Source organism: uncultured Amnibacterium sp., from assembly GCF_964245895.1.
Taxonomy (GTDB): domain Bacteria; phylum Actinomycetota; class Actinomycetes; order Actinomycetales; family Microbacteriaceae; genus Amnibacterium.
In genome coordinates this window covers 1-11,102 of record NZ_CAXTOQ010000114.1, presented here as the reverse complement: position 1 = coordinate 11,102, position 11,102 = coordinate 1, and the positions used below count along the sequence as shown (strand labels likewise).

Annotated in this window: 10 protein-coding genes and 1 pseudogene; 7 read left to right on the top strand and 4 right to left on the bottom strand. The window is 73.5% G+C overall.

Going from position 1 to position 11,102, the window contains the following annotated elements; translation table 11 throughout:
• Both ACFE60_RS13945 and ACFE60_RS13940 read left to right on the top strand, forming a co-directional pair.
• Nucleotides 1-348: pseudogene (locus ACFE60_RS13945) on the top strand (ABC transporter ATP-binding protein); the annotation flags it as partial.
• Nucleotides 349-467: 119 nt separating this feature from the next.
• Nucleotides 468-716: a type B 50S ribosomal protein L31 gene (locus ACFE60_RS13940; protein WP_375389468.1), complete on the top strand. Its 249-nt coding sequence runs from the start codon at nucleotides 468-470 to the stop codon at nucleotides 714-716.
• Between the two features lie 63 nt (nucleotides 717-779).
• Here ACFE60_RS13940 and ACFE60_RS13935 read toward each other — a convergent pair whose 3' ends face one another.
• Both ACFE60_RS13935 and treS read right to left on the bottom strand, forming a co-directional pair.
• Entirely contained in the window at nucleotides 780-1,658 is an 879-nt protein-coding gene (locus ACFE60_RS13935) for an exonuclease domain-containing protein (protein ID WP_375389467.1), read from the bottom strand.
• A gap of 61 nt (nucleotides 1,659-1,719) precedes the next feature.
• Entirely contained in the window at nucleotides 1,720-3,501 is a 1,782-nt protein-coding gene (gene treS / locus ACFE60_RS13930) for a maltose alpha-D-glucosyltransferase (protein WP_375389466.1), read from the bottom strand.
• A 147-nt stretch (nucleotides 3,502-3,648) separates the two neighbouring features.
• On the opposite strand from treS, the gene ACFE60_RS13925 reads away from it, so the two are divergent.
• Nucleotides 3,649-4,545 (top strand): alpha/beta fold hydrolase, encoded by an 897-nt coding sequence (locus ACFE60_RS13925; RefSeq protein WP_375389465.1) that lies wholly within the window; start codon nucleotides 3,649-3,651, stop codon nucleotides 4,543-4,545.
• The gene (locus ACFE60_RS13920) at nucleotides 4,542-5,621 is read left to right on the top strand and encodes a glycosyltransferase family 4 protein (protein ID WP_375389464.1); all 1,080 of its coding nucleotides are present in this window, start codon (nucleotides 4,542-4,544) and stop codon (nucleotides 5,619-5,621) included. Before ACFE60_RS13925 ends, ACFE60_RS13920 begins: the two co-directional genes overlap by 4 nt.
• 13 nt (nucleotides 5,622-5,634) lie before the next feature.
• On the opposite strand, the gene ACFE60_RS13915 is transcribed toward ACFE60_RS13920, so the two are convergent.
• Both ACFE60_RS13915 and ACFE60_RS13910 read right to left on the bottom strand, forming a co-directional pair.
• The gene (locus ACFE60_RS13915; RefSeq protein WP_375389463.1) at nucleotides 5,635-6,243 is read right to left on the bottom strand and encodes a histidine phosphatase family protein; all 609 of its coding nucleotides are present in this window, start codon (nucleotides 6,241-6,243) and stop codon (nucleotides 5,635-5,637) included.
• 133 nt (nucleotides 6,244-6,376) lie between these two features.
• Nucleotides 6,377-7,249 carry a Sir2 family NAD-dependent protein deacetylase gene (locus ACFE60_RS13910; protein WP_375389462.1) on the bottom strand — a complete coding sequence of 291 codons (873 nt, stop codon included), beginning with the start codon at nucleotides 7,247-7,249 and terminating at the stop codon, nucleotides 6,377-6,379.
• Nucleotides 7,250-7,284: 35 nt separating this feature from the next.
• Here ACFE60_RS13910 and ACFE60_RS13905 point away from each other — a divergent pair, with 35 nt between their 5' ends.
• The 3 genes from ACFE60_RS13905 to ACFE60_RS13895 form a co-directional block, all read left to right on the top strand.
• Nucleotides 7,285-8,097 carry a TrmH family RNA methyltransferase gene (locus tag ACFE60_RS13905; RefSeq protein ID WP_375389461.1) on the top strand — a complete coding sequence of 271 codons (813 nt, stop codon included), beginning with the start codon at nucleotides 7,285-7,287 and terminating at the stop codon, nucleotides 8,095-8,097.
• A 76-nt stretch (nucleotides 8,098-8,173) separates the two neighbouring features.
• Nucleotides 8,174-9,391, top strand: a complete 1,218-nt coding sequence (locus ACFE60_RS13900; protein ID WP_375389460.1) for a D-alanyl-D-alanine carboxypeptidase family protein — start codon at nucleotides 8,174-8,176, stop codon at nucleotides 9,389-9,391.
• 76 nt (nucleotides 9,392-9,467) lie between these two features.
• Nucleotides 9,468-11,102 (top strand): DEAD/DEAH box helicase (locus ACFE60_RS13895; protein WP_375389459.1); only part of this gene is annotated, 1,635 nt, incomplete at its 3' end.

Sequence of the window (11,102 nt, the reverse complement as noted above, 5' to 3'; positions counted from 1 at the left end):
CAGAAGCGGGTGCAGATCGCCCGCGCGGTCATGACCGACCCCGAGCTGCTGCTGCTGGACGAGCCCGCCGCGAGCCTCGACCTCGGCGCCCGGGAGGAGCTGCTGCAGCTGCTCGGCGGCTACGCCAGCGCCCCCTCCGCGCCCGGCATGGTGATGGTCACCCACCACGTGGAGGAGATCCCCGTCGGGTTCACGCACGCGCTGCTGCTGCAGCACGGGCGCATCGTTGCCGCCGGCACGATCGGGGACACGATCACGTCCGAGAGGATCTCGGAGACGTTCGGCCTCGCGGTCGAGATCACCGAGCGCGACGGCCGCTTCGCGGCGCGCGCGGCCGTCGGCGGCTGATCCGCGACCCTCCGGCTCTGCTAGCATCGACGGTCGGCCGGGAACGGCCCGCCGCGACCGTGCTTCCGCCCGGTCCGGCCTCAGACTCGTCCTCCATCCACGAAGAGGTCTCCTCCACCATGAAGTCCGGCATCCACCCCGAGTACCGCCAGATCGTCTTCCGCGACCTCGCCTCCGGCGAGACGTTCCTCACCCGGTCGACGGCGACGAGCGACAAGACGATCGACCTCGACGGCACGACCTACCCGGTCATCGACATCGAGATCTCCTCCGCGTCGCACCCCTTCTACACGGGCAAGCAGCGGATCATGGACTCCGCCGGCCGCGTCGAGAAGTTCAACCAGCGCTTCAAGAACTTCGGCCGCTAGGCCTTCATCGAAGGGCCGCTTCCCCGCGGGGGAGCGGCCCTTCGCCGTCCGTGCCGCCGGGAGTCAGCGGTCGCCGGAGGCGCGGAGGGGCCAGGACCCCGAGGTCGTGAAGGCCGGGTCGCGCTGCTCGCGCATGTAGGCCTGGAAGCGCTCGGCCTGCTCGGAGCACCAGCCGACCTGCGCCTCGTGGAGCGCCGCCGCGGTGAGCGTCAGCTCGTCCGGGTGCCGTCGCGCCATCGCCTGCGCGAGCCGCCCGGCCGCGATCGCGTCCGCGCCGGCGTCGTGCGCGTCGGTCAGCGGGACGCCGTACACCGCCGAGGCCGCGGAGAGCGTGCGCTTGCCCCGGCGGTACCGGTCGATCCGCTTGTCGAGCACGAAGGGGTCGACGACGGGCGCGGTGACCTCGAGCGGCCAGAGGCGGTGCCGCACGGCCTCGGCGGCGAGCAGGGTGAGGTCGTACGGGGCGTTGTAGACCACCAGCGGGAACCCGCGCAGGAAGAGGCTGCGGATCGCGGCGAGGATCTCCGCGACGACCTCGCCCGGCGGGCGACCGAACCGCTGCGCCCTGGCGTCGGTGATGCCGTGCACGGCGGCCGCCCCCTCCGGGATCGGGACGCCCGGGTTCACGATCCAGTCCTTGCGCTCCACGACGGCGCCGGTCTCGTCGATCAGCCCCACGTGCGCGGTCACGATCCGGGCCGTGGCGGTGTCCACGCCCGTCGTCTCGAGGTCGAAGACGCCGAGCGCCGACGCCCACTCGGGCAGCGGGACGACGGGCGGCGGCGGCACCGCCTCGTCGAGCAGCGCCAGCGGGAGCGGCATCGGCTCCGCGATCGGCACGGCCCGCGGCGGCGTCCAGGTCGACGCGACCGGGGCGCGATCCTCCACGGGCTGCGGCTGCACGTCGAGCTCGAACAGCAGCGTCGGGGTGTCCTGCGTCACGCCCGGGACGCTACGGGTCCCGTCGGACATCGCCCGGGCGGCGCGCAGCCGCCGCCGTCGTTCAGCCCTGCGGCTCGTTCGGCGGCGTCGCGCTCTGGATGATCGGGATCGCGGTCGTCACGACCGGCACCTCCGCGGCGACCGGCTGCGCCACCCGCAACCAGTAGAAGCTCTGGGTGCCGAGCGTGATCGTCACCTTCCCCTCCGCGTCGAACGAGGGGAAGCGGCTGCCGCCGAACAGGTCGGTCAGGGTATGGTTCGCGAGGTCCGGCGACGTGATCGTCACGGAGACCGGGTTGTGCAGGAACGAGAACACGCAGAGCACCGCCTCCGCCTGGTCGCCGATCGAGCCGGCGGAGCCGCCGTAGTTGCGCAGGAACGCGAGCGCCGCGTCGTGGTCCGTCTCCATCACCGTGAGGTCGCCGAGCCCGAACACCGGGTGCGCCTTGCGGGTGTGGATCACGTTGCGCACCCAGTGCAGCACCGAGCGCGACTGCGCCAGCTGCGACTCCACGTTGACGAGGGAGTAGTGGTACACGAGCGACTGCACGACCGGGAGGAACAGCTTGCCCGGGTCCGCGGTCGAGAACCCGGCGTTGCGGTCCGGCGTCCACTGCATGGGCGTGCGGGAGGCGTCGCGGTCGTTCAGCCAGATGTTGTCGCCCATGCCGATCTCGTCCCCGTAGTAGAGGAACGGGCTGCCCGGCAGGGAGAACAGCAGGGCGTGCGCGAGCTCCAGCTCCGCCCGCGAGTTGTCGAGCAGCGGGGACAGCCGCCGCCGGATGCCGATGTTCGAGCGCATCCGCGGGTCGTACGCGTACCAGCCGTACATCGCCTGCCGGTACTCCTCGTCGACCATCTCGAGCGTCAGCTCGTCGTGGTTGCGGAGGAAGACCCCCCAGGCGGCGGCGTCGGGGATGTGGGTCTGCTCGGACAGGATCTTCACCAGCTCGGTGGCCGTCTGCGCGCGCAACGAGTAGTAGATGCGCGGCATCACCGGGAAGTCGAACGCCATGTGGCACTCCGGCTCGTCCTCGGTGCCGAAGAACGCGGCGACCTCGCGCGGCCACTGGTTCGCCTCCGCGAGCAGGATCCTGCCCGGGTACTCCCGGTCGACGTACTCGCGCAGCCGCTTGATGAACTCGTGGGTCTTCGGCTCGCCCTCGCCGTTGCCCTCCTCGCTCTGGAACAGATAGGGAATGGCGTCGAGCCGGAGCCCGTCCACTCCCATGTCGAGCCAGAACTTGACGATGTCGAATATCGCGTCCTGGACCTTGGGGTTCTCGTAGTTGAGGTCCGGCTGGTGGCTGAAGAACCGGTGGAAGAAGAACTGCCGCCTGACCGGGTCGAACGTCCAGTTCGACTCCTCCGTGTCGACGAAGATGACGCGGATGTTCTTGTACTTCTCGTCGGTGTCGCTCCACACGTAGAAGTCGCCGTACGGCCCCTCCGGGTCGCTGCGGGACTGCTGGAACCACTCGTGCGCGTCGGAGGTGTGGTTGAGCGGGAAGTCCATGACGATGCGCATGTTCCGCTCGTGCGCGCGACGCACCAGGTCGCGGAACTCGTCGATGGTGCCGAACTCCGGCAGCACCGCCTTGAAGTCCGAGATGTCGTACCCGCCGTCGCGCAGCGGCGACTGGTAGAACGGCGGCAGCCACAGGGAGTCGATGCCGAGCCACTGCAGGTAGTCGAGCCGGGAGGCCAGGCCCGAGAGGTCGCCCGTGCCGTCGCCGTTGCTGTCGACGAAGCTGCGCACCATCACCTCGTAGAACACCGCCCGCTTGTACCAGGTGGGGTCGCGGGTGAGGCCCGGCAGCTGGATCGGGGCGGTGAAGCTCACGTTCGAGGTCCTCTCGGTCGCCGGGGAGGAGGCGCTGCCGCGATCCTAGGAGCCGGGCCTGTGGGCCCACGGCTGCCGGTTCCGGCGCGACGCGAAGCAGCGTGACGGCCGAGCAGATGGGGACGGGCTTCCTAGACTGCTCGACCGATGCGCATCGTCCCCTCCCCGTACGCCGAAGGCCTCGCCCGCACCGCGGTCGCCCGCCACGACACGCTCGTCGACGGCGTGCCCGTCGCCTGGTGGGAGTACGGCGAGCCCGGCTCCGGCCCCGCCCTGCTGCTCGTGCACGGCTTCCGCGGCGACCACCACGGCCTGGAGCCGGTCGTGTCGTTCCTGCCGGGCGTGCACGTGGTCGCGCCGGACCTGCCCGGCTTCGGCGCCTCCGCGCCGCTGCCCGGCGAGCACTCGATCGACGGCTACGCCGCCTGGCTCGGCCGGTTCGCCGCGGCCGTCGACCTGCCTCCCGACGTGGTCGTGATCGGCCACTCCTTCGGCACGATCGTGGCCGCGAAGGCGCTCGCGGACGGGTTCCCGGCCGCCCGCGCCGTGCTGCTCAACCCGATCGCGTCCCCGGCGCTGCAGGGGCCGAACGCGCTGGGCACGCGGCTCTCCTCCCTCTACTTCGGGGTCGGCGCCGCGCTGCCCGAGCGGGCGGGGAACGCGCTGCTGCAGAGCCGCGTGATCACCCGCGGCGCCGGCGCCTTCCTCGCCAAGACGAAGGACCCGGCGCTCCGCGCGTGGATCCACAACCAGCACGACCGCTACTTCTCCGGCTACGCGAACCGCCGCGTCGTCGTGGAGGCCTTCCACGCCTCCGTCGACCACGACATCACCGAGTGGGCCCGGCGGCTGACCCTGCCGGTGCACCTGGTCGCCGCGGAGCACGACGACATCACGACGCTCGAGGACGTGCGCAGGCTGGCGGCGATGCTGCCGGACGCGACGCTCGCGGTGCTGCGCGACGTCGGCCACCTCGTGCACTACGAGCGGCCGCGCGAGGCGGCGGAGGAGATCGCGTCGGTGACCGGCGTGCCGGTCGCATGAGGCTCGTCGTCGACTGCCGGTACGTGCGCCGGGACGGCCGGCACGACGGCATCAGCCGGTTCACCGCCGGCATCACCGGCGGACTCGGCCGGCGCGTGCCGCTGACGATGCTGATCGACGACGAGCGGCAGCTGGCGCTGCTGCCGGACCTGCCGTGGGCGCGGACCCGGCCGCCCACCTCCCTGCTCGAGCCGCTGATCCCGCGCGTGGTGAACCGGCTGCATCCGGACGTCGTGCTCTGCCCGCTGCAGACCTCCGGATCGATCGGCCGGCGGTACGGGCTCGTGCTGACGCTGCACGACCTCATCTACTACCGGCACCGCACCCCGCCGGCGGAGTTCGCGTGGTGGGTCCGGCTCGGCTGGCGCCTGCTGTACCTCAGCTACCTGCCGCAGCGGCTGCTGCTCGATCGGGCCGACGAGGTCGTCACCGTGTCGGCGACCGTGGAGGAGGAGATCCGGCGGCACCGGCTCACCCGTCGCCGCGTCACGGTCGTGCCGAACGCGGCGGACGGCGCGCCGCTCGCCGCGGCCGCGCCGGGGGAGCGCGGCCGCTCGATCGTCTACATGGGCGCGTTCATCGGCTACAAGGACGTGCCCACGCTCGTCCGCGCTGCCGGCCTGCTGCCGGGCTGGACGCTGCACCTCGCGAGCCGCGTGCCGGCGGGTGTCCGGGCGTCGCTCTCCCGGCTGGCCCGGGACTGCGGCGCGGAGGTCGTCTTCCACGACGGCGTCGACGAGCGGCAGTACGCGGCGCTGCTCGACGGCGCGACCGTGCTCGCCTCCGCCTCCCTCGACGAGGGCTTCGGCCTGCCGGTCGTGGAGGCGATGCAGCGCGGCGTCCCCGTGGTGCTGACGGACGTGCCGATCTTCCGCGAGGTCGGCGGCGACGCGGCCCGGTACGCGCGCGCCAGCGACCCGGCGGACTTCGCGAGGCAGATCCGCGCGCTCGGGGAGCCGGCGGAGTGGGCGGCCCGGTCCGCGGCGTCGCTCGCGCAGGCCGCGACCTACAGCTGGGACGCCTCCGCCGCCCGGCTGCTGCCGGTGCTGGAACGGGTCGCCGCGCTGCCTCGTTGAGGCCGGCTTCCGGTCAGTCCCGGCGATCGGCCTCGTCGTCGGGCGGCAGGAGGTCCTGCGACCAGGGCCGGCCCGCGAACTCGACCAGCTCGAGCGTGCCATCCTGGACGCGGAAGAGGTGGTCGGACCCGTTCGCGATCCGCTCGCCGTCCGGCGGCCACGCCCACCGGGTGGCGTCGCGGACGAGGGAGCCGATGACGCCGCCGTGCGACACGACCAGGACCCGCTGACCCGGGTGCCGGTCCGCGATGGCGAGCAGGGCCGGCGTGACGCGGGCGACCGTCGCCTCGCGGGACTCCCGCGCCTCCAGGCGGCCGCCGAGCTGCGTCTGCACCGCCTCGTCGGTCATCCCCTCCGCGCGGCCGTAGTCGCGCTCGACGAGATCGGCGACGAGCTCCGGCTCCCCGAGCCCGAGCTCGGCGGAGATGATCCTCGCGGTGTCGGCCGCGCGGGACAGCGGGCTCGCGACGACCGCGTCGAAGTGCTGGTCGCGCAGCCGCCTGCCCGCCGCCTCCGCCTGCGCACGACCGGTGTCGTTCAGCGGGATGTCGGTGCGGCCCTGGACGCGGCCGATGCGGTTCCACTCCGTCTCGCCGTGGCGCACGAGGACGAGGTCTGTCATGGTGCGTGCAGTGTACGGGCCGGTCCACCCGCTCGCGGATCCGGACGGATCGGCCGACACGCCGGGATCGAGCCCTCGCGCACGGCGTGTCGCGCCGCCGGTCCGGATCCGCGAGAGGGATCCGGATCCGCGATCAGGGGAGGAGGCGGTCGCGGAGGGCGGCGAGGGTCTCGCTGGTGCCCGCGTCGATCTTCAGCGTCGCCGCGCGGTCGCCCTTCGTCGGGCCGCGGTTCAGGACGACGATCGGGATCCGGCGCCGCCTGGCCAGCTCGAGCAGCCGGATGCCGCTGTTCACGGCGAGCGACGAGCCGGCGATCAGCAGCGCGTCCGCCCTGGTCACGATCGCCGCCGCCTCCGTGAAGCGCTCCTTCGGCACGAACTCGCCGAAGAACACCACCTCCGGCTTGAGGGTGCCGCCGCAGACGGTGCAGTCCGGCACGACGAACGCGGAGACGTCGCCGACGTCCGCGTCGCCGTCGGGGTTCAGCGTGACGGTCGCGCCGCCGACGAACCAGCCGTTCGCGGCCTCGATGCGCTCCGCGACCGCGCCGCGGGCGAACAGCTGCCCGCACCGCAGGCACACCACCCGGTCCACGGAGCCGTGGATCTCGACGACGTGCCGCGACCCCGCCCTGCCGTGCAGGCCGTCGACGTTCTGCGTCGCGATGCCGAGCACGCGGCCGGCGGCCTCGAGGTCGGCGAGCGCCACGTGGCCGCCGTTCGGGCCGGCGGCGAGGAACCGCGGCCAGCCGAGGTAGCTGCCCGCCCAGTAGCGCTGCTGGAAGGAGCCGTCGGAGAGGAACTGCTGGATGGTCATCGGGGTGCGCTTCGGGGAACCGGCTCCGCGGTAGTCCGGGATGCCCGAGTCGGTGCTGATCCCCGCGCCGGTGAGCACGGCGAACCGGCCGGAGAGCAGCTGCGCCGCCTGGTCGAGGAGGTCGGCTGCGGCCCCCTCCGCTGCCTCCGCCGGCGGCCCGCCCCCTGCTGCGGTGCTCGACGGGCCCATAGCCTGGAAGCGTAATCGGGCGGGAGGAGCCGACGATGCGGGTCCTTCCCCTCACCGCCGACGGCCTCGACGACCCCGCGCTCGCCGACTTCACCCGGCTCACCGACGTCGCGCTGCGGCGGCTGCTCGAGCCTGCGGGCGGCCTGTACCTCGCCGAGTCGACCAAGGTCATCGCCCGGGCGATCGGCACGGGCCACCGCCCCCGCGCCGTCCTGACCCGCGCCGAGTGGCTGCCGCAGCTGGAGGGGCTGCTCGCGCCGTTCCCGGACGTGCCCGTGCACGTCGGCGACGACGCCGTGCTCGAGCGGCTGACCGGCTTCCACCTGCACCGCGGCGCGCTCGCCTCCATGCACCGTCCGGACCTGCCCGACCCGGCGACGCTGCTGCGGACCGCCCGCCGGGCCGTCGTGATCGAGGACGTCGTCGACCACACGAACGTCGGGGCGATCTTCCGCAGCGCCGCGGGGCTCGGCGTCGACGTCGTGCTGGTGACGCCGCGGTGCGCCGACCCGCTGTACCGCCGCAGCGTGCGCGTCAGCATGGGCACGGTGCTGCAGGTGCCGTGGACCCGCCTGCCGGAGTGGCGCGAGGCGGCGCCGCTGCTGCACGACGCGGGCTTCACGATCGCGGCGCTCGCGCTCTCGGACCGCGCGGTGCCGCTCGAGACGCTCGCCGACGACCCGCCCGAGCGGCTCGCGCTCGTGGTCGGCACCGAGGGCGACGGGCTCAGCCGGACCGCGCTCGCCGTCGCCGACGTGCACGTCCGCATCCCGATGGGCAACGGGGTCGACTCCCTCAACGTCGCCGCGGCCGCAGCGGTCGCGGTCTGGGCGACGCGCGTCCGCTGAGCCGGGCGCCGCCGGGTTCCGCGACACCCCGTGCCCCCCGGACGGGGGCCATCGGCCGTCCTCCTACACTCGTGCGGTGCCGCGTGAGGAGACCCCCCGCTACGGGCTCCGCCGCCTGGTCGCCGGGCTCTCCGTCGGCATCATCCTGCTCGTGGGCGGCGGGGTGCCGCTGGCGATCGTGGCTCCCGTGCCGCGGGCGGCCGCGGAGGTGTCGCCCGAGATCGTCCGAACGACCGCGGCCGCGAAGGCCGCGCTCCCCGAGTTCGGGTCATCGGCCGTCGGCGCCGTCGGCATGGAGGGGGTGCTCGCCGCGAGCGGCCCGCAGACGCCCAGGCAGCTGGCCAGCATCACGAAGATCGTGACGGCGCTGGTCGTGCTGGACGCGAAGCCGCTCGCGGCAGGCGAGGACGGTCCGACCATCGTGCTCGGACAGCGGGACGTGGACATCCTCGCCTCGGTGATCGCGGCGAACGGCTCATGGGAGCCCGTACAGGTCGGGTGGAAGACGTCCGAGCGGGCCGCGATCGAGACGATGCTCATCCCCTCCGCGAACAACTACGCGGAGTCGCTGGCGATCTGGGCGTACGGGTCGGTGCCGAAGTACCTCGCGGCGGCGAAGGCCTACCTGGCGGCGAAGGGCCTCACCGGCATCACCGTCGTCGACACGAACGGGCTGTCCGCCGCCGATCGCGGCACCCCGGCCGACCTGGTCGAGCTGGGGCGGCTCGCGCTCGCGAGCCCCGTGATCGCGACGGCGGTCGGCAAGCGCACGGCGACCGAGCCGAACGTCGGCGAGCTGGACAACACGAACCTGCTGCTCGGCAGGTTCGGCATCGACGGGCTGAAGACCGGCACCTACGACACGGGCGCGAACCTGCTGTTCAGCGCGGAGGTGGAGGTCGGCGAGCGGCGCGTGCACCTCGTCGGGGTGATCCTCGGCGCGAAGGACCACCCGACCCTCGACGCGCGAGTGATCCCGCTGCTGAAGAGCGTGCAGCGGGGCCTGCACGACCTCCCGCTCGCGACGGCCGGCCAGTCCTTCGGCACCTACCGGACCCGATGGGGCGGGATCGGCAGGGCCGTCGCCGCGACGGACGTCAGCCGCCTGGTATGGGGCAGGGCGACGCTCACCCGCGAGGCGCGCATCGAGTCGATCACCGGGGGCCGCAAGGGCGAGCGGGTCGGCACGGTGCAGTACGTGGTGAACGGCAGCCCGGTGAGCGTGCCGCTCGTGCTGGACCGGGACGTGCTGGCCGCGCCGATCTGGTGGCGCCTGACCCACCCGATCCGCTGACCCGGCCGACGCGAAACGCCCGAGGGCGGCGCCTCCTCGGCGCGTCGCCGCGGCCGCGGATAGCCTGGCTCACCGCATGAGCACCCCTGCACCGCGTCCCCCTGCGACGGGGGCGTCCCGCCTGTTCGACGCAGCACCCGGTGCGCACCAGGCCGCGGCGCTGCCGCCGGCCTTCCCGGACCGCACCCCGTGGGGCGCGGGTCCCCGCCTCCGCCGCTGGCAGGAGGAGGCGCTCGCCGCCTACTTCGAGCGGGAGCCCAGGGACTTCCTCGTCGCGGCGACCCCCGGCGCCGGCAAGACGACGTTCGCCCTGCGGCTCGCGAAGGAGCTGCTCGCTCGCGGCACGATCGACCACGTCACCGTGGTCGCCCCGACCGACCACCTCAAGCGGCAGTGGGCGGAGGCGGCCGAGCGGGTCGCGATCCACCTGAACCCGGCGTTCAGGAACGCGGACGGCTGGCTCGGCCGGCACTGGCACGGGGCCGCGCTGACGTATGCGCAGATCGGCATGGATCCGGCGCTGCACAAGCGGCTGACGGAGCAGGCGCGGACCCTCGTCATCCTGGACGAGGTGCACCACGGCGGCGACGCGCTGTCGTGGGGCGACGGGATGCGGGAGGCGTTCGCGAACGCCGAGCGCCGGCTCTCCCTCTCCGGCACCCCGTTCCGCAGCGACACCGCGCAGATCCCGTTCGTCGAGTACGCCCCGGACGAGCACGGCATCCGCACCTCCATCACCGACTACGCCTACGGCTACCGCCGCGCGCTCGAGGACGGGGTCGTCCGGCCGGTGCTGTTCATGGTCTACTCCGGCGCGATGCGGTGGCGGACCAGCGCGGGGGAGGAGATGTCCGCGCGGCTCGGCGAGGAGACGACGAAGGACATCACCGCTCAGGCGTGGCGCACCGCGCTGTCGCCGGAGGGGGAGTGGATCCCGGCCGTGCTGCGGGCCGCGGACCAGCGGCTCACCGAGGTGCGCAGGCACGTGCCGGACGCGGGCGGTCTCGTCATCGCGACCGACAGGTCCGTCGCCCGGCAGTACGCCCAGCAGCTGCACGCGCTGACGGGGCAGCGGGCGGCGATCGTGCTGTCCGACGAGAAGGAGGCGTCCGACCGGATCGCCGCGTTCGCGGCGGGCACGGAGCGCTGGCTCGTCGCCGTCCGGATGGTGTCCGAAGGCGTCGACGTGCCCCGGCTCTCCGTCGGCGTCTACGCGACGAACGCCTCCACGCCGCTGTTCTTCGCCCAGGCGATCGGCCGGTTCGTGCGGGCGAGGAAGCGGGGCGAGAGCGCCTCCGTGTTCCTGCCGAACGTGCCGATCCTGCTCAAGCTGGCGGAGCAGCTGGAGCTCGAGCGGGACCACGCGCTCGACCGGCCCGAGTCCGGCGACGGGCAGGACCCGATGGTGGGCGGCCTCGACGACGCGGCGCTGGACGCGGCGAACCGGCTCGAGAAGGCGTCGGCGACCCTGGGCGACGACGGTGCGTTCCAGGCGCTCGGCAGCGACGCGACCTTCGATCGGGTGCTGTACGACGGCGGCGAGTTCGGCTTCGAGGCCGAGGTCGGCAGCGAGGAGGAGCTCGACTTCCTCGGCCTGCCCGGCCTGCTCGAGCCCGACCAGGTGCGCGACCTGCTGAAGCACCGGCAGGCGAAGCAGAGCCGCGGTCGCAAGGCGGCCCCGCCCGCGAAGGCCGAGGCGACCTCGCTCGCG

Coding starts and splice junctions, on each gene's coding strand:
- ACFE60_RS13940 (WP_375389468.1), top strand. CDS start 468: ATGAAGTCCGGCATCCACCCCGAGTACCGCCAGATCGTCTTCCGCGAC.
- ACFE60_RS13925 (WP_375389465.1), top strand. CDS start 3,649: ATGCGCATCGTCCCCTCCCCGTACGCCGAAGGCCTCGCCCGCACCGCG.
- ACFE60_RS13920 (WP_375389464.1), top strand. CDS start 4,542: ATGAGGCTCGTCGTCGACTGCCGGTACGTGCGCCGGGACGGCCGGCAC.
- ACFE60_RS13915 (WP_375389463.1), bottom strand. CDS start 6,243: ATGACAGACCTCGTCCTCGTGCGCCACGGCGAGACGGAGTGGAACCGC.
- ACFE60_RS13910 (WP_375389462.1), bottom strand. CDS start 7,249: ATGGGCCCGTCGAGCACCGCAGCAGGGGGCGGGCCGCCGGCGGAGGCA.
- ACFE60_RS13905 (WP_375389461.1), top strand. CDS start 7,285: ATGCGGGTCCTTCCCCTCACCGCCGACGGCCTCGACGACCCCGCGCTC.